The sequence below is a fragment of the Dickeya sp. Secpp 1600 genome (assembly GCF_003049805.1).
GTDB lineage: Bacteria > Pseudomonadota > Gammaproteobacteria > Enterobacterales > Enterobacteriaceae > Dickeya > Dickeya fangzhongdai.
On sequence record NZ_CP023484.1, the window covers coordinates 2,873,949 to 2,899,585 of the forward strand.

Below are 25,637 nucleotides of genomic sequence, written 5' to 3' on the forward strand. Positions count from 1 at the left end.
CTGTACCACCGTGTGTTCGGTCCATAAAAAGTTTCATGACTAGTCCTGATATAGGTTGACAGTTGTTTGCCCGCAAAACGCCTGATGAACTTCATCAGGCGTTTTGTATTTCAGGGCCAGATGTGGCCGTTCATGGTTATAAATTGCTACAGACTCTTTCACCATTTTCCTTGCCTGTGCCAGATCGGCCGGACGTGAGAGTAAAAATTCACTCTTCAGGATCCCGTTTATTCGTTCCGCCAGTGCATTCTGGTAGCAGTCGTAACCATCTGTCATCGAACAGGTTATTCCGTATTCTTTATGCACTGACTGATAAAGTGCTGAACAGTATTGTATCCCCTTGTCTGAGTGATGTATCAGAGGGCCTTCTGTTTGCCTTTGCCGCAGTGCCTGTTTGAACGCTTTTACTACATTTTCAGTGTGCAGGTTTTCATCCACATGATAACCCATGATTTTTCTTGAGCAGGCATCAGTGACCAGACTCAGATAAACCGTGCCTTCAGTGTCTTGTCCGGGTGACTGTTCAATAGATGGTGCAGTTTACGTGTGCCGATCCTCGGCTGGCGGCACCGGATCCGGGCAATAACATCAAGGACCTTACTATGGTGTGCATGTCGTTGATTGCAGCGGGCATTGTACTGATACCATGCCTGTCTGCTGTGACCCAGAAATTGGCAGGCGCGCGTAACGGTTATTTTTGAGGTCTGACCTTGAGCAAGGACTTGCCGGGCCGCTTTTTTACGACACTCACCCCGTAATCATTTTTCAGGACATTGATAACCGACTCAAAAAACTCAGCCTTCTGGTTCGCCAGCTCAAGCTGTTCTTCAAGCTCTTTGATTCTTTGCTCGGGGGTGAGTGGTGTATTTGTCTGAGCCACAAGCAATTTCCTCTTCACCAAATTCGGAAGTCCGGGGCTCCAGTCAAGCCGGCCGTATTTACGCAGCCAGACAAGGACAGTGGAGCGCCCCTGAATACCGTATCGTTGCTGAGCCTGTTTGTAGGTCATTTCGCCTTTTTCGACTTGCTCAACGACGGCTATTTTAAAGGATAGAGGATAATCACGTTGGGTACGTTTGAACTCAGTCATCATCACGTTCTCCAGATTTAAGTCAGGAACGTGTCAACGCTATTCAGGACGGATCATCACCCATAAAAAAGCCCGGTTTTCTCACCGGGCTTTTCTTTAGTGCTACCGCTCGCCTTTACTGCGGTTTCGGTTCCTGTTTAGACAGGTCTTCCGCAATCTGGACGGTTTCATTCAGGTAAGCGTCCGGATCCTGATAATCCTTCGGCAAATCATCCAGCGTTTTCAACGGCGGTTTACCCTGACGCTTCAGTCGATCGTTGATGCGCTGCAGACGCGTAGCTTCGTCTTCGTTGTTTTCTTTCTGGCGTTGAGCCAGATTCAACGACACGTGGTTGCGCTTCTCTTTCAGCTCCTGGTACCGGGCCACATCCTGCTGGATGTACTGGAACTCCGGATCCTTGGCGATACGCGCGTTATGCTGGTCGAGCAGCCCCGGCAACAGCGGTTTCATGTCGCCCATCACCGTATAGCTGGCCGGCTTGATGCTGTCCCACGGCAAGGCGTTGTCTTCAAACTTCTCGCCGGTATCCACCATCTCGTTGCCGGTCGGCATCACGATATCAGGCGTGACCCCTTTACGCTGGGTGCTGCCGCCATTGATACGATAGAACTTCTGGATGGTGTATTGCACCGAACCCAGCGCTGGCCATTCCGGGCGCAGCATCTGATCGTAAATGCGGTTGAGCGAACGGTATTGTTGCACCGTACCCTTACCGAAGGTCGGCTCGCCGACAATCAGCGCGCGGCCGTAGTCCTGCATCGCCGCCGCGAAAATTTCCGACGCCGAGGCGCTAAAGCGATCGACCAGCACCACCAACGGACCTTTGTAATAGATAGTGTCGTCGGTATCGCTGTCTTCACGCACTTTGCCGTTGTTGTCGCGCACCTGCACTACCGGCCCGGTGGGAATGAACAGCCCTGACAGACTGACCGCTTCCGTCAGCGCGCCGCCGCCGTTGCCGCGCAGGTCAATGATGATGCTGCTGACATGCTCTTTCTCAAGCTTCTGCAACTGCACTTTCACATCATCCGTCAACCCGACGTAGAAACCGGGGATATCCAGTACGCCGACCTTGTCTTTACCCGCATCCTTGATCGACATTTTCACCGCGCGATCTTCCAGCCGGATACGTTCACGGGTCAGGGTAATGGTTTGCGTTTTGGTGCCTTTGCCGGCCGGCAGCACTTCCAGACGCACCTTGCTGCCTTTCGGCCCTTTGATCAACGCCACCACGTCATCCAGACGCCAGCCGATCACATCCACCATCGGCTTGCCGGCCTGACCGACGCCCACGATGCGATCGCCAACGCTGATGCGTTTGCTTTTCGCCGCCGGGCCGCCCGGCACCATGGAGTTGATCACGGTGTAATCTTCATCCATCTGCAGCACCGCGCCGATGCCTTCCAGCGACAGGCTCATCTCGGTATTGAACTGCTCGGTATTGCGCGGCGACAGATAACTGGTGTGCGGATCGATTTCCCGCGCGAAGGCGTTCATGATCAGCTGAAACACGTCTTCGCTGTTGGTCTGCACCAGACGGCGAATCGCAAACTGATAACGTTTGGTCAGCGTTTCCTTGATTTCCGCATCGGCCTTGCCGGTCAACTTCAGGCTCAGCCAGTCATATTTGACCTTGGCGTCCCACAACGCGTTAAGCTCATCCACGCTTTGCGGCCAGGGCGCCTTGGCGCGATCGAGATCGATAGCATCGTTGCCGTTCAGGCTGATCGGTTTTTCCAGCAGCGTCAGCGCGTACTGGTAACGTTCGAAACGGCGCTTCTGGGCCAGATTGTACATGGCGTACGGCAGGCTGAGTTTGCCGCTTTTCAGATCGTCGCCCAACTCGCCTTTCTGACCGGAAAATTGCGCCACGTCGGAAGCCAGCAGCACGTTATGGCTGTAATCCAGCATGTTGAGGTAACGATCAAAAATCTTGCCGGAAAACTGCGCATCCAACATGAACTGGCGATAGTGGGAACGCAGGAAACGCGACGCGACGCGTTCGCTAACGGTGGAATGCTGCGCTTCCGGCTGCAATTGGGGGATTTGATCCGCGCGGGTGATATTCTCACTGGCAAAACTGCATCCAGACAGCAAAAGCCAGATTAAAGCCGCTGCTTTGACAAATTTGTTCATGCCCAGGTTGGCCTCCGTATCAGAACTGCAAATGTTCTGCGCGTACGATCATCGCCAGTCCGGAAGCCAGCTGTACCCTGACTCCATCTTTGGCGATCTCAAGCACAGTGGCATCCATGGCGTTTTTGCCAGCCCTGACTTTGATTTCCTGGCCGATTTGCAGGCTGGAAATATCCGTCACCGCCTGCCGTTCCGGTTGCACCGCTCGGGCCGCTTTAGGCTGACGGGGTTGGGATTTTTCGGATGACGGAGAAGCAGTCTGTGCGGAACGGGAAGAGGAAGAACGCGGCTTGCGCGGCGCGGCGCCGGCGGCATCACGCTCACGACGCGGGGCATTTCTGCCGCCAGCCGGACGCGGACGGGAGGGTTCGGCTTCGCCGGACTCGCGTTTCTTCGCCTGCTGCTCCGCCCGCTGGGCCTGAACGCGGGCTTTGGCCTCTTCCAGCTGCTTGCGCGCATGTTCTACATGCTGCTGCTCAAGCTCGCCGCACGAATTGCCATCAAGATCGACGCGCTGGGCGCCCAGTTTGACGCCATACAGATAGCGCCAGCTTGACGTGTAAAGACGGAGTGCGGAACGCAGCTGCGTCTTGCTGACGTGTTCAGATTCGGACACGCGTTCGACCAGATCCTGAAAAATACCAATCTTTAACGGACGCGCTTCGCCTTCAAGTGTGAAACAAAGCGGAAAACGCTCTGCCAGATAGGCGATCACTTCTTTACTACTGTTCAACTTAGGTTGATTTTCCATGAAATTTCCTGATTACAACGGGTTTGCCAACCAGCGCAGGCATGAACAGGCGTCATTATAATGACGCCATCGGCAATTGCTACGTTATCCTTGTCGCAACGTAAGAGAATTGATGAAAGCCAGCACGTCGCTCTGTGACAACTGGCGGCATAGCGCGGCCGTCACAGCATTCAGCCCGTCTTCGTCCACGGCATCAAAACGGTGATGAATGGTGCTGTCGATATCCAGTACGCCAATCAACTGCCCGTCGACCGTCAGCGGTAACACAATTTCGGCATTGCTGGCGGCATCGCAGGCGATATGACCGGGAAATTCATGCACATCGCCGACCCGCTGCACGCGGTTTTCCGCAACCGCCCGACCACAGACCCCTTTTCCCGCCGGAATACGCACGCAGGCCGGGCGCCCCTGAAACGGCCCCAGAAACAACGTATCGCCGTCCAGCAGGTAAAAGCCGGCCCAATTCACACCATCCAGTCGTTCAAACAGTAACGCGCTGCTGTTTGATAATATCGTGATGAAGCGATCTTCACCGGCAATCAGCGCCGTCAGATCACGCACCAGCTCATCGTAGAATTGTTCTTTTTTCATAGCTTGTAATAGGCAGAAATTGTCTTTACGGACCGCCTGACGGCTGACGCCCGCAGCACATTAATAAAGTTTCGGATCAGGATGCTACAGGATTTCTCTTGTTAGCCCAACCTTCACCGCACGGCGCCGTCACAGGACAGCGGGTTATACCTTTCCGCCTGGCATCCTGTCCTTGCCGTACGGGCTACCGCCTGGTGACGCCATCAATGTCAACTGACAAGGGTAGCAGTGATTTTGTGTCGTCCATCATTCAGTTACACTATGATAATACCTGTCCTGTTAACCTGCCCGCAGGAAATATGAAAATTTATAACGCCGCCCCGTCCGCCGGGCCGGCTGATTCCCCGCCTGCCGCGCCGCGGCGGCTTCAACGTTGCCCGCAATGCGACCTGCTGTTCACGCTGCCCCGGCTCAAACGCCATCAGCACGGCCACTGCCCGCGCTGCGCGGCGCATATCGCCAGCGGCCGCGACTGGCCGATTGTTCGACTGGTGGCGATGGCGCTCGCCATGCTGGTGCTAATGCCCTTCGCCTATACCGAGCCGTTGATCAATATCCGGCTGCTGGGGGTGTCGATTAACGCCAGCCTGCTGGAAGGCATCTGGCAAATGACCCGTCAGGGCCACCCGGTCACCGCCAGCATGGTGGCGTTTTGTATCATCGGCGCGCCGGTGACGCTGGTATTCGCCCTGCTGTATCTGTTCTTCGCCCCGCGGGTCGGCATGAACCTGCGCCCGGTGCTGTTGCTGTTTGAGCGCCTGAAAGAGTGGGTCATGCTGGATGTGTATCTGGTCGGTCTGGCGGTCGCCTCGATTAAGGTGCGCGAGTTTTCCGAGGTGCTGCCCGGCAACGGCCTGCTGGCGTTTCTGGCGCTGATGGCGCTCAGTCTGCTGACCCTGATTCATCTTAATCCCGAACAACTCTGGCAACGCTTCTATCCGCAGCGCGCCGCTCCGGCCTCGTCGCAGGCGCTGGTCTGCCTGTCCTGCCGCTTCACCGGCGCGCCGGACCACCGGGGCCGCTGCCGCCGCTGTCATATTCCGCTGACGCTGCGCCGCCCCTATAGCCTGCAGAAATCCTGGGCCGCGCTGATTACCTCCGTGATCCTGCTGTTTCCCGCCAATCTGCTGCCGATATCGGTGATTTACGTCAACGGCGTTCGCCGGGAAGACACGATTTTTTCAGGAATTATGTCGCTGGCCGCCGGGAATGTCCCCGTGGCGCTGGTGGTTTTTATCGCCAGTATTCTGGTGCCGTTCAGCAAGGTGCTCATTACCTCAACTTTGCTGCTGAGTATTCATTTTCGGGTCAAACACAGCCTAATGACGCGCATGCGGCTGCTGCGCCTGATGACCTGGATCGGGCGCTGGTCGATGCTCGATCTGTTCGTGATCGCCCTGACCATGTCGCTGGTTAACCGCGACCAATTGCTTGCTTTTACCATGGGACCGGCGGCGTTCTATTTTGGCGCCGCCGTTATTCTGACAATATTGTCTGTCGAGTGGCTGGATAGCCGACTGATGTGGGATAACGATTAATAATCGTAGGATAACAATGCAGAACCAAACGCCGATGACACCAACTGAAGCCAACGTCAAAACCCGGCGCCGCCTGTCGCCATTCTGGCTGCTTCCTTTTATCGCCCTGCTGATCGCCGGCTGGCTGCTGTACACCAACCAGCAGGAACGCGGCGCGACGGTGACCATCGATTTCGTGTCGGCGGACGGCATCGTCCCCGGCCGCACGCCGGTACGCTATCAGGGCGTCGAGATCGGCACCGTGCGCAACATTAAGCTCAGCGACGATTTGCGCACCATCCAGGTCATCGCCAGCATTCGCAACGACATGAAAGACGCGTTGCGCAGCGGCACCCAGTTCTGGCTGGTTACCCCCAAAGCATCGCTGGCCGGCGTGTCCGGTCTGGATGCGCTGGTCGGCGGCAACTACATCGGCATGCTGCCCGGCGGCGGCGATCCCGTCAGTCACTTCACCGCCCAGGACACTCAGCCCAAATACCGCGTTAACAGCGGCGAATTGCTGATACATCTGCGCGCCGACGATCTGGGTTCGCTGAACGCCGGCTCGCTGGTCTATTTTCGTAAAATGCCGGTAGGGAAAGTCTACGATTACAGCATCAACCCCGATCACAACGGCGTGATGATCGATGTGTTGATCGACCGCCGTTTTACCGGGCTGGTGAAAAAGGACAGCCGTTTCTGGAACGTGTCCGGTTTGAAAGCCGACGTCAGTCTCAGCGGCGCGACCGTCGAAATGCAGAATCTGTCCGCGCTGGTCAACGGCGCCATCGCGTTCGACTCCCCCGAGCAAGGGGAAGCGGCGGCCGCAGACCAGAATTACACCCTGTACCCGGATCTGGCGCGCAGCCAGCGCGGCGTGCTGATCACGCTGGATCTGCCCTCCGGCGATAAACTGCGGGCCGGACATACACCGCTGTTGTATCAGGGGCTGGAAGTAGGCACGCTGCAACGCATCGCACTGGAAGCGGATCAGCGCGTCACCGGGGAGCTGATTGTCGACCCGTCCGTGGTGCCGCTAATGCGGGAAAACACCCGTATCGAACTGGCCGCGCCGCGTCTGTCGCTGAACGACCTCAATCTGCCCAGCCTGCTGGGCGGCACGACCCTGACGTTGATCCCCGGCGATGGCGAGCCGAAGCAGCGCTTCACCGTGCCCGACGCCACCCAACAGCAGCTACAGCAGCCCGGCGCGCTCACCGTTGAATTGACCGCCAGCCAGAGTTACGGTATCGACAGCGGTCAGCCAGTTGTCCTGCACGGCGTACAAATCGGCCGGATTGTTCAGCGCGCCTTAACCGATAACGGCGTCAGCTTTACCGCCGTTATCGACCGTCAGTACCGTCATTTGTTGCATAAAGACAGCCAGTTCATCGCCAGTAGCCGGGTCAACGTCAAAATGGGGCTGGATGGCGTTCAGGTGCTGGGCGCCAGCGCCCAGGAATGGTTGAGCGGCGGCGTGACGGTGCTGCCGGGACGCACCGGCGACGCCCAGCCGCGTTATCCGCTCTACAGCGATCGGGAAAAAGCCGTCGCCGGGATTCAGGGCGCTACCCCGCCCACCACGTTGACGCTACTGACCGACAGCCTGCCGGATATTCAGGAAGGTTCGGTCGTACTGTACCGCAAGTTTCAGGTGGGTGAAATCACCCGCATTCGCCCGAAAGCCGACACCTTCGAAATCGATGTTTATGTCCGGCCGGAATACCGCAACCTATTGACCGACAACAGTGTCTTCTGGGCGGAAGGCGGCGCGCGCGTGCAACTTAGCGGCGCCGGACTGACCGTGCAGGCGTCTCCGCTCAGCCGGGCGCTGAAAGGCGCCATTAGCTTCGACAACGTGGACGGCGCCGCCGACGTACAGGGCGGCAAACGGCCGTTATACAGTAACGAAACCGCCGCCCGGGCGATTGGCAGCCGCATTACGTTACGTACCTACGACGCCAGCAAACTCTCCGCCGGGATGCCGATTCGTTATCTCGGCATCGATATCGGCCAGTTGGAGTCGCTGAAACTGGCGGAGCAGCGGGATGAAGTATTGGTGCAGGCGGTGCTCTATCCGGAATATGTCCGCAACTTCGCCCGCGCCGGCACCCGCTTCTCGGTGGTGACGCCGGAGATTTCCGCCGCCGGCGTCAACCACCTGGAAACCCTGATCCAGCCCTATATCAACGTCGAGCCGGGCAGCGGCGCGTTTACCCGCAGCTTTGAACTACAAAAAGCCACCATTTCCGATTCCCGCTATCAGGACGGGCTGAACATCAGTGTTGATACCGCCGAAGCCGGGTCGCTGCAAATCGGTACTCCGGTGTTGTTCCGCGGGATTGAGGTCGGCACGGTGACCGGCCTGTCGCTTGGTTCGCTGTCCGACCGGGTATCGGTGGCGCTGCGCATCAGCAAACGCCATGCACATCTGGTGCGCGACAATTCGGTGTTCTGGCTGGCCTCCGGCTACAACCTGCAGTTTGGCCTGACCGGCGGCGTGATCAAAAGCGGCACCTTCCAGCAATTTATTCGCGGCGGCATCGCCTTCGCCACCCCGCCGGCCACCCCGCTGGCGCCTGCGGCACAGGCGGGCAAACACTTCCTGCTGCACGGCGAAGAGCCCGGCGGCTGGCGCGACTGGGGAACCGCGCTGCCGGAACGATAGGCGTCATGTCTGCGACTCACCGGCTTATAGCGGTGAGTCGTCATCCCTTCCAGCGGAAGAGATATGGTAAGATTCGCGTCCTGATTGTAGCTGTAACGGAACCATTTCTGTGGCCAAACCTATTCCCGCGTCTCTCACTCCCGACTTTCTGACCGCCATGCAGGCGATCATGCCTGCGCACCTGAGCATGGACACGTTCATCGACGCCTGCCAGCGACCGCTGCGACGCAGCCTCCGCGTTAACACCCTGAAAATCAGCGTGCCCGATTTTCTCGCGCTGGTCGCGCCCTACGGCTGGGAGTTGGAGGCGGTGCCCTGGTGCGATGAAGGATTCTGGCTGCTGAACGCCGATGAGGAAGCCATGCGGCTGGGCAACGCGCTGGAGCACCTGGCCGGCCTGTTCTACATTCAGGAAGCCAGTTCGATGCTGCCGGTCAGCGCGCTGTTCATGGGGGATGACGCCCCGGAGCGGGTGCTGGACATGGCGGCCGCCCCCGGCTCCAAAACCACCCAGATCGCCGCCCGGCTCAACAATCAGGGATTGATTGTCGCCAACGAATATTCCGCCAGCCGGGTCAAGGTATTGCACGCCAACCTGCACCGCTGCGGCGTCAGCAATACCGCCCTGACGCATTTTGACGGCCGGGTATTCGGCAACGCCTTACCGGAGACATTTGACGCCATCCTGCTGGACGCGCCCTGCTCCGGGGAAGGCGTAGTCAGAAAAGATCCCGCCGCCATGAGTCACTGGTCGCTGGAGAGCATCGCCGATATCGCCGCGACCCAGCGCGAACTGATCCTAAGCGCCTTCCATGCCCTGAAGCCGGGCGGCGTGCTGATTTATTCCACCTGTACCCTGAACCATCAAGAAAACCAGCATGTTTGCCGCTGGCTGATGCAGCAGTTCCCCGACGCCTGCGAGATCGAATCGCTGGAGGCGTTGTTCCCGCAAGCGCACCGCGCTATCACCGAAGACGGCTTTTTGCACGTCTTCCCGCAGATTTACGACAGCGAAGGTTTTTTTGTGGCGCGCTTGCGTAAAACCGCCAGCGTAACGCCGCTGGCGGCGCCGGATTACAAACTCGGCAAGCTGCCGTTTACCCCCATCAACCCCAAGGATGCGCAGTTGATTCGCCAAAGCGCGCAGCGGTTGGGCCTGCGGTGGTCAGAACAGCAATTACAGCTGTGGCAACGGGACGATGAGATCTGGTTATTTCCGGCGGCATTGCAGCCGATGCTGGGCAAAATGCGTTTCTCCCGCATGGGCGTCAAGCTGGCGGAGCGCTTTGCCAAAGGGTATCGCTGGCAGCATGAAGCCGTTGTGGCGCTGGGCAACCCCGACAGCCCAAACACCTACGCGCTCAGCGCGGAGCAGGTCGTCGACTGGTTCCGCGGCAAAGACATTTATCCGCCCTCGCCCGTCAGCCACGACGAGGTGTTGTTGACCTGGCAGCAGACCACGCTGGGATTGACCAAACGTGTCGGCCAACGCCTGAAAAACAACCTGCCTCGTGATCTGGTTCGCGATGGCGCCAACCTTGTCTCCGCCATCGGATAATCTTTGACCGGGCCGCCGTACGCGGCGTCCCCAGTGCGTTTTTTTCATCTACACTCACAAGCAGGGCGTGGCAACCTGTTGAGGAATCTATGTTCGCACTGGTGATCTTTGTCTGTTACCTGGGAGGTAACTGCGAGAGTCTGGTCGCGGGAACCTATATCAATGAACCACAATGTCTGGGTGCCATGGAGGAACAGCAAATCCGTAACGGCGGCTGTTTTCCGGTTGATGATTTTCGCAGCGGGTACTGGAAACCGGCTCACGAGTATCGTGACCGCTGACGCTGATGGCACCGCAAAAAAAAGCAACGCCGCAGCTGTGACGGCGTTGCCCAAACAGGTGTGATGGTTATTGCCTGTTATTATTGGAATTTCATAACGGTCAGAATTTCACCCACTCATCTTCGGCGGGATGATGTTTCGCCGATTCAGTCGCCTTGCGGTGAGTATCTTTCTTCTGCGCCGGTTTTCGGTCGGTCTGGCCCGGTTTATTCAGCAGTAATGTCTGATGACTTGCTGGTGAACTGACATGGTGAGGATGCCCATCGTCGCCCAAATGAAACGCCGATACCGCCTGCGCCAGCATCCGCGACTGTTCCTCAAGCGAATTGGCCGCCGATGACGACTCCTCCACCAGCGCCGCGTTTTGCTGGGTCGTGGTGTCAAGTTCCGATACCGCCTGCGCGATCTGGGATATTCCCCGGCTTTGCTCATCCGAAGCCGACGCGATTTCCCCCATGATGTCAAATACATGGGCTACCGAGCTGACAATATCCTGCATGGTTTTTCCCGCTTCCCCCACCAGCGCTGAACCGGTATTGACCCGCGATACCGATTCATGAATCAACCCCTCGATTTCCTTTGCAGCCTGGGCGCTGCGCTGCGCCAGATTGCGCACCTCGCTGGCGACTACCGCGAATCCTCGTCCTTGCTCGCCGGCTCTCGCCGCCTCAACCGCCGCATTCAGCGCCAGAATATTAGTCTGAAAGGCGATGCTGTTGATCACCGTCGTAATATCAGAAATACGTTTGGAGCTGCTGGAAATGTCGTCCATGGTCTTCACCACGTTATTGACGATTTCACCGCCCTTGACCGCGTTCCGCGACGCTTCAGACGCCAGTTGCGACGCATGGTGGGCGTTTTCAGAGTTCTGTTTCACCGTCGAGGTCAACTGCTCCATGCTGGCGGCTGTTTCCACCACCGCCGCCGATTGCTGTTCGGTGCGGGATGAGAGATCGGTATTGCCCGCCGCGATTTCCGCCGATGCGGATTCGACATGACCCACCCCTTCGCGGATATCCCGGATCATGGTGCGCAGCTTGTCATTCATGTTGCCCATCGCGGTGAGCAACTGCCCCAGCTCGTCGCGACGCGTTGTGCTGACGACAGACGACAGGTCGCCGCTGGCAATCCGTTCCGCGACCGACAGGCTCAGTTTAAGCGGGGTAATCAGCTGTACCGAGATACGCCACGCCATGACGATACCCAGCAGGATCACCAGCAGGCCGGTCACCACCATATTGAATTCCGACGACTGAGTAGTTTGGTTGGAATTCGCCAGTTGTTGATTGAACAAGCCGCCGACATCCGCATTCAGTTTTTCCGCCGCTTCACTCATCGCCTGACTGGCGCGGGTTTCATCCTGAAAGGCGGCCAGATAAGCCGGCGCAGAACGGCGGTAGCCCGCGAAATACTCCCAGGCGGTGTTCAGCCATGCCTGTTGTTCCGCAGACAACCGCCCGGCTTTTTCCCTGATGGCGGTTTCGGCGACATCAATGCTTTTCATGGTCGCGCCCAGCGTATTATCCGAGGGCGTCAGCAGCAGGTCATGCGCCAGGTCGCGAATGTCCGCCATGTACTCGCCCAATTGGTACAACAGCACCTGGATGTCTGACGGCACGCTCGCAACCTGCTGCCATTTATTATGGAATGCTTCCAGCACACTGCCGCTTTCATCCTGACCGATAGCCAGACCGGCCGTATCCCGCTTTTTGCTGGCGGCGATGAACGCGTCCCGCACGACCCGATACGCTTTCAGGTCCTGCTCAATTCGGTTTACATCGTCAATCGTATCCTTATCCCAACTCAGCGCCCTCGCCTGCCGGAGAATATCGTCCATTTTATTAATCAGCTCGCCATTTTTATCGATAAAGCTGTAATCATGCGTGAATTGAAATTGTGTGCGCAGAATGCGGGCCTGCGCCAATGTGGCGTTAAGTTGATTAGTCGCCAGCGCCTTATCGTTATTATCCGCCACACTGCGAAATCCAATAACGCCGGCGATCAACACCACCAGCGACAATAACAAAACCGAACCAAAGCCTAATGACAGTTTGGTTCCCAGCTTAAGGTTTTCGTATTTTCCACCCAAAATAGTCATAGAATCACCATTTATGGCTCTCATGATGTGATTGTCATTCCATGTATATCAATGACATGCCATGAAAAATTAAATATCGTCATTTAATAATTACGAAGATAATCAACGTCCATTTTTTACTGCCATCCTGCCGTCAAAAATCGATTGATACGTATATACCCGTCATACTTCACGTTGCAGGTGCGTTGGCTTTATTACTCGGCCCATCCCTGGGCCTCGCCCCTTGCGGGGCCGCGGTAAACCGCGTTCAACGCTGCTCCCGGCAGCGTTGTCGCTCACCCCAGTCACTTACTTGAGTAAGTTCCTGGGGATTCGCTGCGTCGCCGCGTTACAAGGCTCATTCTGAGCCTTGCCCTAAAGGGCCAACGCGTTGCGTTGTTCAACACGCCAGCGTGTTGTCCTGCAACTCGAATTATTTTGAGTATAAAGCCAAATTCAGTAAAAAATAATGGACACCGGAATGTGTCATACCGTCTTGCATGATTAAAATAGCCGATAAATCATGCGATTGTGAATTAACCGGGGCGCCGTTAAGAATGGTGAAAGAAAAACGATTTACGTTGATTATCAGAATTTCCGTTAACCGTTTAATCCCTCATAATCTATATATCATCCTTCCCATAATAGAAAGACATATAATACAAGGGTATAAGAACCCCCGCAGATCTATCATGACTGGATATTTCAGTGAAAATAAATAGCTCGTTAACAACAGCGGGAAAACAGCATATACCTCGGGATGATACTCAGGCGTGGCCTTCTCTTTATGACAAATCCGTCCTTTGACGAACTAAACCTTTATGACGCGCTCAACCTGTGATGGCGCAATGGGGCGCTCAACTCTTGACGCGGTCGACCTTTTGCAACGGCGACGGTTTCTCTGCAGATGGAAATACCCGGCGCAGCCTGCGCGCGCCGGGTATTCGGATCTCAGAAGCTGGGGGTTAGCGTCAGTACCACCACACCGCGCGGGGTAACTTCATCCACCCCGCACTGGAATTGTGAGCCGCCGCCTTCAACCTGCATTTTACGACCCGGCAACAGCGCCACATCGTAGATATCGCTCTTGCCGTCGATATCCAGCAACCAGCGACCATTGCTGATACTGGTAATTCCGGTATCCACCAGCCAGGAAGATGAACTCCCCTCCACCAGCAAAGGCGCATGCAACCCTGCCGGAATAAACTGCGGATCCGCCTTCCACTCCCCCGCGTCCTGCAGTTTTCCGGTTTTCAGCAGATTGCGCGGGATCAGGCAGATACCGCTGTCATCCTGACGGCTGACGGGCGCGTCATCCTGCTGCGGCGAGCCTTTACCGGTTGCCAGCCACGCCAACGACACGCCGGTATCCAGCGCGCAGGTGACCACCACATCCCCGGGAAAGAAATCACGGCGAATCCAGGTACTGATCGTACCGGGCGCGATGCCCAGCAAGTCGCCCAACTCTTTTTGCGTACTGAAGCCATAGGCATCAAGCATTCGACGCAGTACCGCCTTGCCGCCCGATGACAGGATCTGCTCATAAAGCGCTTTGCCTTTCAGCGGCGATTTATGCGTAAAAACATTCGCATTTGCGAACTCTCCGGTGACCAGCCATCCGGCATCGGCTCCGGTATCAAGCGCACACTTCAAAATAATATTACCCGGCACATTCCCTCGCTGAACCCAGTTACTGATTGTATTGGTAGGTATCTCAGTGACCTCGCTCAGTTCCTTCTGAGTCTTTACTCCGTAACTTGACATGATGCGTTCAAGCACGAAGGCCGCAGACACGGCATTACTATTTGTATTCAAAAACACCTCACGAGTATTTACATATACACGTTACGTGTTTTATAGTGTCTACACAGCACATGTAACACCATAGAACACCCTGGCCTGGGGGAGATATTGCTTTATGTCGGACGAGATTTCAATTCTAACGCACATTTCTGAGGAAAATCCTACCACAGCGAGTCCATCCGCGGTGACAGAAACCGGCTTTTCGGACGTCAGCCGACAGCCCCATGCTATCCCTGTTCGGGCGCTGTTTTCTTTCACCGGCTTGCGTAACGCAGCCTACGCCACAGCGCCGATATCCGTGGCGTGGCGCGCAACGCGCCATACAAGGAAGCAGCGGTTCCGGTTTACCCGCACCGCGCTTCAGCATGATTTTGCAAATGCAAAAACAGCATTCATCACCGCCACGACGGCAGCCCTATTTTCCAGCCTCATTGCTGCCTGTGCGCTATCAGTACGGTATGGCGGTTCAACCGTTGTGAATGGCGGCAATGATTTTAACATCGAATTCGGAAATTCGAATTTCGGTTATATTCTGCGCCTGCTGCCGAAAACAGGCGGCAGCGATGGCAACCGAGCGTAATCATGAAGCCCCATTATGCCTTTACCGCCGACCATCTGCAGACCCTGCCGCCCAATTTGCGGGCGCTGATCGGAAAACACTTCGCGGATTCGCGCTGGGCGCAGACGTGCGTTTTTTACCGGCGTCTCTCCGAACGCTATCGCCGTACGCTGTGTTTTCATGCCGCACTGCATCACCGCTGGTGCGTCTATCAACTGGAAGAGATGGATGAAATGGCGCGAGAAAGAATTGTCAGCGCGCTGAATGAACTGCGTAGCGCATTCGGCTTGCCGGAAAAACAGGAGCACGATCAGTTGCTGCACGCGGTTCGGGTCCTCACCCTCAGCGAGCGCCGCACGCTGTTTTTCCATGCCGGACTCACGACCCGGGAATTCGATCAACCCTTGCGACGCATTGACGAGTCGGATTGCCAGTGGTCGACAGCGCTTAGCCGCGCCCTCGGCGAGCTGCACAGTATGTTTACCGGAGCACCCGACATTCTGACCAGCATCAGACCCGAACACTATTTCAGACCCGAACACCATTCTCGTTGACGACAGTTTCGCTGACGACAGATCTCGCCAGAAAAAACGACCCTCGTTAACTCAACCGCCAGCACATAGGCCGCCGCTCAGGCAGGTCCGCATTGTTGCTGCTTAACATCAGGAAATTGTATGAAAAACACACCAACCAATCACAAGACTCAGTCTGTCGCAAGGCGGCAAATCCCGAATGACGTCTGGCGTACAGACCTTGCTCATCGCTATAGCGAACATCTGGACCAACTGGCGCAACACGCCCGGCTGGAGCAGTTATCCGCTCAGGAACTGGTGGCCTTGCTGCAACAGGAAGCCGAAAACATCCGTCACCAGATTTGGGAGGCGCACTAATGGCAGACAGTATGGACATTTCCCAGGAGCAGCAGGCCATGCTGCTGGATGCGCAAATCGCCCATGCCCGCAAAGCCCCAGCCGCTCACACCGCCCACGTTTGTGAGGACTGCGATGCGCCGATTCCCGAGGCCCGCCGCCAGGCGATCCCCGGCGTGACGTGCTGCGTAGCGTGTCAGGAAATTCGCGAACAGAAGCAACGTCACTACCGCTCACCGTCCTAAACGTGCGGTCACTGACAGACAAGCCAGGGTCGATCTGCGGCTATTTATTCCCGCCGACAACCCGGCAAACACTCATCGAGCAGGTAAACGCTGGCTGGTTATGACGTCTGACGAAGCTAAAAAAAACGCCGACAACCGGGGCAACCGCTGGGCATACCCGTGGAATGCGCCCCGTTCCGCCATTCTGCCCGAATCCAGCGCATTGTCCGCGGATACCCTGCAGCAGGGACAGGCGGTACTGTATCGGCTGGCGTTGCTGCCGCGTTTTCTGGCCGGCCATTTCCGCCGCCGTTTCGATTATTTGAAGCAGCATCAGGGACTGGGCGCCGCGTTCAACTACCTGTTATCGGTGGTTCAGCGTCGGCTCTGGCCCCGAATCGACGCCGTCAACGCCCGCTATCGGATGAATACCGCCTGCTCTTCACGCTTCATCAGCGAAGCGGAGCAGTATCATCAGTTGCCGGATATGCCGGACAAGGTTCTGCGGGCGTTTGCCAGCCGCATCGCCGCCCACATGAACGATGCCTACCATGCTCACTGCGAACGCTACCTGCAGGAATGCCCCGGCGATAGTCAGGCGAATTTATTCAGCGATGAAACACAAGCGCGCATCTATGGTCAGTTAGCGACGCTGGCGCAAGCCCTAAACGTGGCGCCCGCCCACTGGCAGCGTCATCAAAACGGGACGCTCACGCTGGAACAGGCATGCGCCGGCATTATGCGGCTGGTCACCCCCCGCTGGTGGGAACGTCAGTTGAAAATTCAGCGCACCCGCTGGCGTGAAGCATTATGGATTGCCAGCGGCGAGGTGAGCCGAGCCGCATCCCCCTTTCTCAGCCGTCAGGCGCTGCAGGATATCCGCTACCGCCGTCTGGCGACGCTGGATTTTCTGAAAAGTCGCGAGCTGGAAAATACCCGCAACGGCGAGCGGGTCGATTTGATCGATAAAGTCATGGGCAGTATCGCCAATCCGGATATTCGCCGTATGGAACTGATGACCATGCTGGCGGGTATTGAGCGTTACGCTACCGCACACCATCACATCGGCATGCTGGTGACGTTCACCGCTCCCGGCCACTACCATCCCACCCGTACTCGCGGTCACGACCGGGTATTGGTCAACACAGGGTGGATGCCGGACTGTCCTTCGCCCAAAATGACCCAGCATTATCTGGTCCGGCTATGGGGAAAAATCCGCACTGCGCTCAAAGACCGTAAACTGCAAATCTACGGATTGCGGGTCGTTGAACCCCATCACGACGGCACGCCGCACTGGCACATGATGCTGTATTGCGAGCGCGCGCAGCGTCAGGCGATCGTCGATATCCTGCGCCGTTACGCCCAGTCAAATGAAAGCGACCGCGCCGTGGCGCACCGCCGCCGGTTTGACTGCAAGCATATCAACAAGGGCGGCGCGGCGGCGTACGTCGCCAAGTACATCGCCAAAAATATCGATGGCTATGCGCTGGACGGCGAATCCGACCACGAAACCGGCAAGCCGCTGAAAGACATGGCCGCCTCGGCCTCGGCCTGGGCCTCGCTCTGGCGCATTCCTCAATTCCATTTCATCGGGCTGCCCACGATTGGCGCCTACCGCGAATGCCGACGCATTCGCAGCCGGTCATTACAGGATGCGCTGGGCGAACAGGCAGAAACGGTGAGGAACGCGGCGGATCGCGGCGACTTCGCCGCCTATATCGAGGCGCAGGGCGGCGCGAATGTCGCCCGGCAACATCAGTCGGTTCGTGTCGCCAGAGCCGCCAGCGAACGGCTGAACGCCTACGATGAAACGATCGTGCGTACCGTCGGTATTTTTTCCGCCCAGCGCGGCCGTGAACGTGTATTCACCACCCGCCCGGATGAATGGCAGATCGTGGCCAAAAACCACGCCGCTGTCGATATCACCGATCGCCGCCGGCCGGCTCTGCCTTGGAGTTCTGTCAATAACTGTGGGGGCGCGTTTTCACCCGGCGCGCTCCCTTACCCATTTCGCGATATTCCCCGCGTTCCTTCAGCGCGGCTAACCTATTTTCAGCGCGATCGGCTGGCGTCGTTGCGCCCCCGTCTTAGCCGGCAGGGTATCGAAATCTCACGCTGGGAGCGGGAGGCGCTGGTACGCGGCGCCAGCGTGAAAATTGACGGCCAACTGATTGATGAATTTAGGAATAACGCGATATCCGCCGTTGATGAAAAGTGCATCATGAGCGCACAGCGCCTGCACTTATGAGTTGACGAATACTACTGAATAAAGTACTGTATATAAATACAGTCTCACAATGGAAGAGGTACCGTGGAACAGACTGAAAACAGAGAGCTGACCTTGTCAAGGATTCGATTAATTGCCGATATGTCATTGATATCACAATGCGATCCTGAAGAAATGAAAATCGCCATGTCGTTGATCGCCGACTTATCTCACGGCGAGCTCCCGGAGAGTGATTATCAACAGTTTCTGAAGAACAGCAGTGATGGACAGCAGCTTAAAGCATGGTTCGAACAACAAATGTTGTAAGGGATTTCGATGGATAATAATGACCGACGTGAAATTCCCTGGCCGATCGCCAGAGGCACGTGCAAATTAATGGATTTTCTCTGTGGCTAACACGCCAGACTAATACGCAGCAAAAATTTTTTCGTATCCAGACCATTCCATAAAACGGTCTGACCGGCCAAAGCTGGTATATACATTTTGGCATTAATTTTAATTTCGACTCAGTGCGAACCTGTTCGTTGGTGACGTTTTTTCTTTAACACCGTAGTACGGAATTAGGGTAATCCCATGTAAAAAAATTTGTTAGCGACATTACCCCGGCTTTTCCAGTACCTTTAATGCGCAATACCCCCTGCCAGCAAAGATTGGCAGGGGTCAAAATAGGTAGAGTGACAATAAGCAGCAGACACAATCAATAAACCCCCAACATTATTTCCCGTATTTCCCGCCTGTTGTTGTGCCATCCGTCCGACACCTTTCCGGCATTGCGACCAGTACCGATCCTCTGGAGGATAAAGGACCAGAAATAACCTGTTTTATCCGACCTTATTTTATCCGAACTTAAAGGTATCACATGAAAGTTTACGCCCATCAGGACGACACCCTGGATGTGCTCTGCTACCGCTATTACGGCCGCACGCAAGATGTGGTGGAGACGGTTATGCAATCCAATCCGGGGCTTGCGGATCTTGGTCCGATTCTGCCGCACGGCACCGCCGTCACGCTGCCCGACATGAATGCTTCCGGCTCGCAGGAAAGCGTCAATATCTGGGAATAATTCCGGACTATCCGGCTCCATGCTCGCCTTCGGCAAATACCACATGGAGATCGCCGCCACACCAGGAACCTTATCATGCAAAAACCACAAAGCCTCAGACTTGCACTGACCACCGCATTACCCGCGCTGGGTAATGCGTTACAGTTTCGGATCCAGGAGGGGGAAATCGCCGCGTTGCAGGAGCCGTCCCTGTCGTTTGAATACCGCTATCAGTTGCTGCTGACGCTGAATAATTTCTCTGACAATCCCGACACCCTTTTTGTCACCCTGCTGCTCTGGGTGCGCCAGAACCAGCCGGATTTGTTAACGCGCGAAGGCATTCGCAATAAAGGCATCAGTTTTACGATCGACAACAATGCGGACAACACCAGCACACTATCCGTTCGGCTCAATCTGACGGAGCGCAACCGTGTCAATGAACAGAATCAAAGCCTGCAGGTGCATTATGAACCGGAACCAACACCGCCTGAGCCGGTGAGTCGACCCACTGCGCTGTATATCGCCGGCGAGCTGGTCAGCCAGTGGAAAGGGAACTGATCCCTTCAGATATCATTTCTTCCGTGAGGGCCGTTGCGAATACGGCCTGTTTTCTTCACAGGAAACGATAAATCATGATTATTTTATGATTTAAAATACTTGTCCTATACCCTAAATAATTCGAGTTGCAGGACAACACGCTGGCGTGTTGAACAACGCTACGCGTTGGCCCTTTAGGGCAAGGCTCATAAGAGCCTTGTAACGCGGCAACCGAGTGAATCCCCAGGAGCTTACATAAGTAAGTAAGTGACTGGGATGAGCGACAACGCTGCCGGGAGCAGCGTTGAACGCGGTTTACCGCGGCCCCGCAGGGGCGAGGCCCAGGGATGGGCCGAGTAATAAAGCCAACGCACCTGCAACGTGAAGTATGACGGGTATATTTATTTCCAGCTCGTAATTTTCATAATAAAAGATTATCACCACAATCTATCTGACACGCTTCCCCTCATTTTCTTCATCGCAAATTATTTCAGAAATCGTTTTCTACTGTTATCGCCCGGGATTAATCAGTAATACCCTATTACCTTCCATGTTTCGTCAGCGAAAACCGGCTGATGTTATTACCTCGCCTACTCTCTTTTGGATTGAATAACTGAAGGGAAACACAATTGGATAAAAGCCGAAGTTTGCCACGTAATATACGAAAGGAATTATTCCACTTTAAACATTTCGGTAACAATGAAGGATTTCTTTATTACCCGAAAATCATGGAAGATATCCGTCCTTCCCTTCCTGAAAACACGCCCCCCTATTGCAACGGCAATCGTGAAAAATCCAGAAAGTTGCTCAATCTGTTCGGCTGTCATTTAGGCGACCCGTATTGCAGCCAAACTGCCGTTCCCGGTGCCTCACCGCAGCTCGCCAGCATTTTTTCTTCCTACGGATTGCTGAAGTCCGCCGCGGACTCGCCAACGCCGGTGTTTACCCAGCCCGACTTTCTGCTGCTGTATTGCCTGTGTGAAACGTCCGTCTTCAAAATACTGGTCGGCATCGCCAGTCTTCGCCATGTCATTCAGCATGTGGATCAGCACACCCGCACCGAATTATGCCTGCCGCAGTATGCGCTGCGCCCCGGCGCCGTCAGCCAGGAAAAAACGCCGTTCAGTCTCCTCAGCGCCGACCACGATCCATTTCTGACCTGTACGCCTGACCTGGCGTATCCCCTGACTTCGCCCGCCAGACATGCGCTGTTGAAGCTCGACCCGCTGCTGAAAAACAGCATGCAATGGCTCAATCTGAAGCGGGGCGATCTGCTCATTATCGACAACCGTCGCAGTACCCACACCTGCGTGCCATTCACCCCGTTCTTCCGACAGGACTCGCCTTATCTGACGCACATGTTCGTCAATAAACCGGACCCGGCGCGACACTGAATCCCTTACGCCTGTCTGGCCACTCCACTGTGGTTTACCGTGAGGCAAAAGTCGTAACGTAAAAGTCGTGGCGCAAAGATCGGTGGGGCCATCCGCCACACAACCACGGCAAATTGTCTCATTCCGCGGGAAGACGCATGCTTCCCACCATGAATACATACGAATATCTCTCCGAAATCCAGCGCGCGCTGCGTAACCTGATTCGTATCGGCGTCATTACCGAAGTCGATACCCGACAGGCACGCTGCCGCGTGCAGACCGGTGGCATGGTCACCGGATGGCTCCACTGGCTGTCCCGTCGTGCGGGGAGTTCCCGCGAATGGTGGGCGCCGTCGGTGGGTGAACAGGTGTTATTGCTTGCAATAGGAGGCGAACTCAATACGGCATTTGTTTTACCGGGTATTTACAGCGAACACCATCCGGCCCCATCGGCCTCTGCGGATGCCTGCCACATCCGTTTCCCTGATGGCGCGGTGATGGAATACGAACCGGCCAACGGCGCGCTGACCGTCACCGGCATCAAGAGCGCGACGGTCGTCGCATCGGAATCGGTGACCGTCACCACGAAAAACGTCACCGTCAACGCCAGCCAGCGCATCACGCTGGACACCCCGGAAGTCGTCTGTACACACAAATTAATCACCCAGACCATCGACGTTCAGCAAGGCGGCAGCATCACCGGCAGCGTCACCCACTCGGGGGGAAGTTTCTCCTCCAATGGCGTGGTGGTGCATACCCATCAGCACAGCGGCGTACAGAATGGCGGCGGCACAACAGGAGGACCTTTATGACCAGCACGTCATACACCGGCATGAATCGCAGCACCGGCGGCAGCCTCAGCGATCTGGAACATCTGCGCCAGAGCGTGCGCGATATTCTGACCACTCCGCAAGGCAGCCGGGTCATGCGGCGCGATTACGGTTCGCTGCTTTCCACCCTGATCGACCAACCGCAAACGCCCGCGCTGAAACTACAGGTGCAGGCGGCCTGCTATGTCGCGTTGCTGAAGTGGGAGCCGCGGCTGACGCTGACCTCCATCTCAATGGAAAGCCACTACGACGGCCAGTTGATTGTGGATATTTCCGGCACCCTGGCCGGCAACGGCACATCCCTTTCGTTAACCATTCCCGTGAGCTGAGATCATGCCTCTTATCGATTTAAGTCAGTTACCCGCCCCCAGCGTGGTCGAAACGCTGGATTATGAAACCCTGTACGCCACACGCAAAGAAACCCTGCTGTCGCTCTACAGCGCCGACGAGCGTGAAGCCATCGCGCGCGCCCTGACGCTGGAATCGGAGCCGATGGTGAAACTGCTGCAGGAAAACGCCTACCGTGAGCTACTGCTGCGCCAGCGCATCAATGAGGCCGCTCAGGCCGGGATGCTGGCGTTTGCTCAGGGCAACGATCTGGACCAGTTGGGCGCCAACGTCAACGTCTCCCGACTGCTAATCACCCCGGCCGACACCTCCACCGTTCCCCCGACCGCCGCCGTGATGGAGTCCGATACCGATTTTCGTCTGCGCATTCAGCAGGCTTATGAGGGCCTGAGCGTGGCAGGTTCCATCGGCGCCTACCAGTTCCACGGGCGCAGCGCCAGCGGCCAGGTGGCGGATATTTCGGTCATCAGCCCCGGCCCCGCTCAGGTGCTGGTGTCGGTCCTGTCGCGGGAAAACGACGGCACCGCCAGCGATACGCTGCTCGCCACCGTCAATGCGGCGCTGAACGCCGAAGACGTCCGGCCGGTGGCTGACCGGGTTACCGTCAAATCGGCGGTGATCGTTCCTTACGATATCAATGCCACGCTTTACCTGTATCCCGGCCCGGAAGTCGAGCCGATTCGCGCCGCCGCCGAGAAAAAACTGCAGAGTTACGTCAGCAGCCAGCACCGGCTGGGCCGCGATATCCGCCGCTCCGCCATCTACGCCGCATTGCATGTGGAAGGGGTACAGCGGGTGGAATTGACCAGCCCAGCGGCGGATATCGTGCTGGACGATACTCAGGCGTCGCACTGTACCGGCTATACCCTAACGCTGGGGGGAACGGATGAATAAAAGCCCCCTACTGCCACCCGGTTCATCGCCGCTGGAACATGCCGTTGCCCTCACCGGCGCCGGGCTGGAGCAGGTGCCGATTCCGCTGCGTCAGATCTGGAATCCGGATACCTGTCCGGTCAAACTGCTGCCCTATCTGGCCTGGACGCTATCGGTCGATCGTTGGGATGAAAGCTGGTCGGAAGCCGTCAAACGCAAAGTCATCAAAGATGCGTTTTTTATCCACCGCCACAAGGGCACGATCGGCGCGCTGCGCCGGGTCGTTGAACCGCTGGGATATCTGATTCGCATCAAGGAATGGTGGCAAACCGGCGACGCCCCCGGCACCTTCCGGCTGGATATCGGTGTCCAGGAGTCAGGGATCACGGAAGAGTCCTTTCAGGAACTGGAGCGCCTGATTGCCGACGCCAAACCGGTGAGCCGCCAGATGCTGGGGTTAAACATCAATCTGGACAGTTCGGGTCCGCTGTCAATGGGCGCCAGTTCCTATAGCGGCGACGAACTCACCATCTACCCTTACTTCCCGGAAACCATCAGCGTTTCTGGCGACGAGATCAATGGCGCGGCTATCCACCTGATTGATGACATACGTGTCGGCGGTTGATTTCCCCACTCGTTCCAAGCCAGCCTGAGCTGGCTTTTTTTATGGCTGCATCGCCGCCGAATGTGGTCTTCACATGTTGTCTCCCTCTGCGAACAACGCCCGCTGGATGCGCTGGCGACGCTGACTTCGCATACTACCTCTACCCAGGCAGTTGTCCCCGGGTAAAGCTCTTCACGACCAAAGCGGGCGCGCGTACCCCAGCTCATCGTTCTATAACCCGATAACGCCTTTGGGGTCTGCGCCCGCAACGCGCGCCGGGACACCGCCTACCCGCAGCCGGGCATACCGGTGGTCATCACCTGTCGGCCAGCCCGGCTTCTCCGATGTCGCCCTGCGGCATCCTATTCTGTTAACCGTATGAGTAATCTGCATGAGTACAAAATACTTTGCTTTACTGACGAACACCGGCGCGGCGAAGCTGGCTAACGCCACCGCGCTGGGTAGCCACCTGGCTATCACGCAAATGGCGGTGGGCGATGGCAGCGGCAGCCTGCCGACGCCGACGCCCGCTCAAACCAAACTGGTCAATGAGAAACGCCGCGCCGCTCTCAACGCGCTAAGCATCGACGCGCAAAACACCAACCAGATCATTGCCGAGCAGGTTATTCCTGAGAATGAAGGCGGCTGGTGGATCCGGGAAATCGGCTTGTACGACAGCGACGGCGATCTGATCGCGGTCGCAAACTGCGCCGAAACCTATAAACCACAGTTACAGGAAGGATCAGGCCGGGTGCAAACCGTGCGCATGATCCTGATTGTCAGCACGACCGAAGCCATTACCCTGAAGATTGACCCGGCGGTGGTGCTGGCTACTCGTCAATACGTCGATGATAGCGCCATTAAGGCCAAGGCTTACGCCGACACCCAACTCGGCACCCATATTGCCGCCGCCAACCCTCACCCGCAGTACGCTCCGCTCAATAGTCCGGCGCTGACCGGCGCGCCCACCGCGCCAACGGCGCAGAAAAGCGCAAACTCCACACAGTTGGCCACCACTGCGTTTGTCAAAAACGTCGCCCTGCAAAAAGAGCAGAACGGCGCCGACATCGCAGACAAATCAGCTTTTCTCGCAAACCTGGGTTTAAGCGACGTGCTGAAAACCGCCGACCTGGCGGGCATACCGTTGCCCTGGCCGCAGGCGACACCGCCCGCCGGCTGGCTGAAATGCAACGGTCAGGCGTTCGACAAAAACGCCTTTCCCAAACTGGCGCTGGCGTACCCCGGCGGCGTCCTGCCGGATCTGCGCGGCGAATTTATTCGTGGCTGGGATGATGGGCGCGGGGCGGATGTTGCCCGTGAATTGCTAAGTTGGCAAAAAGGAACTCTGACTATTTCAGATCCTAACTTAGCTTCAGTAAATGTTGGAGCGTTGATACATGCAAACAACGATAGTGCCAATACATACAAATCCATGGGGTTTGATGTTGTTAATAAAGGCGATTATGGCATGCTACGCTCCGCTATAAATGTGGAGGCGTCGGGTGCGCAAGATTTGGATTCAAATGGTTGGCAGTTTGGGTATGGTGCCACCCGCCCCCGCAATATCGCTTTTAACTACATCGTAAGGGCTGCCTGATAGCAGATATCGCATCAGTAGTGTCCTGACCGGATAAACCCGGTGCCTAATCTTCTATAAACCGCAACGCGGTGAGGAGAC

At 56.5% G+C, this 25,637-nt stretch carries 23 protein-coding genes and 1 pseudogene; 18 read left to right on the forward strand and 6 right to left on the reverse strand.

Annotated features, from left to right (window positions below):
• Positions 1 to 39: 39 nt before the first annotated feature.
• The 4 genes and pseudogenes from CPA59_RS12805 to CPA59_RS12820 form a co-directional block, all read right to left on the reverse strand.
• A pseudogene (locus CPA59_RS12805) lies at positions 40 to 1,093 on the reverse strand (IS3 family transposase).
• A gap of 112 nt (positions 1,094 to 1,205) precedes the next feature.
• A complete protein-coding gene (gene prc / locus CPA59_RS12810; RefSeq protein ID WP_038919299.1) occupies positions 1,206 to 3,227 on the reverse strand; it encodes a carboxy terminal-processing peptidase in 2,022 nt (673 codons plus the stop codon).
• 19 nt (positions 3,228 to 3,246) lie between these two features.
• A complete protein-coding gene (proQ, locus tag CPA59_RS12815; RefSeq protein WP_038658037.1) occupies positions 3,247 to 3,978 on the reverse strand; it encodes an RNA chaperone ProQ in 732 nt (243 codons plus the stop codon).
• Between the two features lie 84 nt (positions 3,979 to 4,062).
• Positions 4,063 to 4,569 (reverse strand): GAF domain-containing protein, encoded by a 507-nt coding sequence (locus CPA59_RS12820; protein ID WP_038919300.1) that lies wholly within the window; start codon positions 4,567 to 4,569, stop codon positions 4,063 to 4,065.
• Between the two features lie 299 nt (positions 4,570 to 4,868).
• Between CPA59_RS12820 and yebS the strand changes: the two genes are divergently transcribed.
• From yebS to CPA59_RS12840, 4 genes are all read left to right on the forward strand, one after another.
• Complete coding sequence (gene yebS, locus CPA59_RS12825; RefSeq protein WP_159077944.1) at positions 4,869 to 6,107, forward strand: membrane integrity lipid transport subunit YebS; 1,239 nt, start codon at positions 4,869 to 4,871, stop codon at positions 6,105 to 6,107.
• A gap of 16 nt (positions 6,108 to 6,123) precedes the next feature.
• Complete coding sequence (locus CPA59_RS12830) at positions 6,124 to 8,754, forward strand: PqiB family protein (protein ID WP_107759595.1); 2,631 nt, start codon at positions 6,124 to 6,126, stop codon at positions 8,752 to 8,754.
• A 109-nt stretch (positions 8,755 to 8,863) separates the two neighbouring features.
• A complete protein-coding gene (gene rsmF / locus CPA59_RS12835; protein ID WP_107759597.1) occupies positions 8,864 to 10,312 on the forward strand; it encodes a 16S rRNA (cytosine(1407)-C(5))-methyltransferase RsmF in 1,449 nt (482 codons plus the stop codon).
• A gap of 89 nt (positions 10,313 to 10,401) precedes the next feature.
• Positions 10,402 to 10,593 (forward strand): YebW family protein, encoded by a 192-nt coding sequence (locus CPA59_RS12840; protein WP_038658027.1) that lies wholly within the window; start codon positions 10,402 to 10,404, stop codon positions 10,591 to 10,593.
• 100 nt (positions 10,594 to 10,693) lie between these two features.
• Here the strand turns inward: CPA59_RS12840 and CPA59_RS12845 are convergent, their stop codons facing one another.
• Both CPA59_RS12845 and CPA59_RS12850 read right to left on the reverse strand, forming a co-directional pair.
• Positions 10,694 to 12,691, reverse strand: coding sequence for a methyl-accepting chemotaxis protein (locus CPA59_RS12845; RefSeq protein WP_049854108.1), 1,998 nt, complete (start codon positions 12,689 to 12,691; stop codon positions 10,694 to 10,696).
• Positions 12,692 to 13,621: 930 nt separating this feature from the next.
• Positions 13,622 to 14,464: a phage repressor protein CI gene (locus tag CPA59_RS12850; protein WP_038919306.1), complete on the reverse strand. Its 843-nt coding sequence runs from the start codon at positions 14,462 to 14,464 to the stop codon at positions 13,622 to 13,624.
• Positions 14,465 to 14,588: 124 nt separating this feature from the next.
• On the opposite strand from CPA59_RS12850, the gene CPA59_RS22900 reads away from it, so the two are divergent.
• The 14 genes from CPA59_RS22900 to CPA59_RS12915 all read left to right on the forward strand — a co-directional run bounded on the left by CPA59_RS22900 (position 14,589) and on the right by CPA59_RS12915 (position 25,556).
• The gene (locus tag CPA59_RS22900) at positions 14,589 to 15,053 is read left to right on the forward strand and encodes a hypothetical protein (protein WP_159077945.1); all 465 of its coding nucleotides are present in this window, start codon (positions 14,589 to 14,591) and stop codon (positions 15,051 to 15,053) included.
• A 2-nt stretch (positions 15,054 to 15,055) separates the two neighbouring features.
• The gene (locus CPA59_RS12855) at positions 15,056 to 15,586 is read left to right on the forward strand and encodes a hypothetical protein (protein ID WP_049842492.1); all 531 of its coding nucleotides are present in this window, start codon (positions 15,056 to 15,058) and stop codon (positions 15,584 to 15,586) included.
• Between the two features lie 120 nt (positions 15,587 to 15,706).
• Complete coding sequence (locus tag CPA59_RS12860; protein ID WP_107759599.1) at positions 15,707 to 15,922, forward strand: DUF2732 family protein; 216 nt, start codon at positions 15,707 to 15,709, stop codon at positions 15,920 to 15,922.
• The gene (locus tag CPA59_RS12865) at positions 15,922 to 16,146 is read left to right on the forward strand and encodes a TraR/DksA family transcriptional regulator (RefSeq protein ID WP_038919309.1); all 225 of its coding nucleotides are present in this window, start codon (positions 15,922 to 15,924) and stop codon (positions 16,144 to 16,146) included. The genes CPA59_RS12860 and CPA59_RS12865 overlap by 1 nt, the downstream gene beginning before the upstream one ends.
• Positions 16,147 to 16,246: 100 nt before the next feature.
• Positions 16,247 to 18,373, forward strand: a complete 2,127-nt coding sequence (locus CPA59_RS12870) for a replication endonuclease (RefSeq protein ID WP_107759601.1) — start codon at positions 16,247 to 16,249, stop codon at positions 18,371 to 18,373.
• 63 nt (positions 18,374 to 18,436) lie between these two features.
• Positions 18,437 to 18,658 (forward strand): hypothetical protein, encoded by a 222-nt coding sequence (locus tag CPA59_RS12875; RefSeq protein WP_038658013.1) that lies wholly within the window; start codon positions 18,437 to 18,439, stop codon positions 18,656 to 18,658.
• Positions 18,659 to 19,211: 553 nt separating this feature from the next.
• Positions 19,212 to 19,415 carry a tail protein X gene (locus CPA59_RS12880; RefSeq protein WP_107759603.1) on the forward strand — a complete coding sequence of 68 codons (204 nt, stop codon included), beginning with the start codon at positions 19,212 to 19,214 and terminating at the stop codon, positions 19,413 to 19,415.
• Positions 19,416 to 19,490: 75 nt separating this feature from the next.
• Positions 19,491 to 19,952, forward strand: coding sequence for a phage tail protein (locus tag CPA59_RS12885; RefSeq protein ID WP_038919313.1), 462 nt, complete (start codon positions 19,491 to 19,493; stop codon positions 19,950 to 19,952).
• Positions 19,953 to 20,659: 707 nt separating this feature from the next.
• Positions 20,660 to 21,325, forward strand: a complete 666-nt coding sequence (locus CPA59_RS12890) for a hypothetical protein (RefSeq protein ID WP_107759606.1) — start codon at positions 20,660 to 20,662, stop codon at positions 21,323 to 21,325.
• A 149-nt stretch (positions 21,326 to 21,474) separates the two neighbouring features.
• Positions 21,475 to 22,116: a phage baseplate assembly protein V gene (locus CPA59_RS12895; RefSeq protein ID WP_174213746.1), complete on the forward strand. Its 642-nt coding sequence runs from the start codon at positions 21,475 to 21,477 to the stop codon at positions 22,114 to 22,116.
• Positions 22,113 to 22,463 carry a GPW/gp25 family protein gene (locus CPA59_RS12900; protein ID WP_038919316.1) on the forward strand — a complete coding sequence of 117 codons (351 nt, stop codon included), beginning with the start codon at positions 22,113 to 22,115 and terminating at the stop codon, positions 22,461 to 22,463. Before CPA59_RS12895 ends, CPA59_RS12900 begins: the two co-directional genes overlap by 4 nt.
• 4 nt (positions 22,464 to 22,467) lie before the next feature.
• The gene (locus CPA59_RS12905; protein ID WP_038919318.1) at positions 22,468 to 23,376 is read left to right on the forward strand and encodes a baseplate J/gp47 family protein; all 909 of its coding nucleotides are present in this window, start codon (positions 22,468 to 22,470) and stop codon (positions 23,374 to 23,376) included.
• The gene (locus CPA59_RS12910) at positions 23,369 to 23,980 is read left to right on the forward strand and encodes a phage tail protein I (RefSeq protein WP_107759610.1); all 612 of its coding nucleotides are present in this window, start codon (positions 23,369 to 23,371) and stop codon (positions 23,978 to 23,980) included. The genes CPA59_RS12905 and CPA59_RS12910 overlap by 8 nt, the downstream gene beginning before the upstream one ends.
• Positions 23,981 to 24,350: 370 nt before the next feature.
• Positions 24,351 to 25,556: a phage tail protein gene (locus tag CPA59_RS12915; protein WP_107759612.1), complete on the forward strand. Its 1,206-nt coding sequence runs from the start codon at positions 24,351 to 24,353 to the stop codon at positions 25,554 to 25,556.
• Positions 25,557 to 25,637 lie beyond the last annotated feature (81 nt).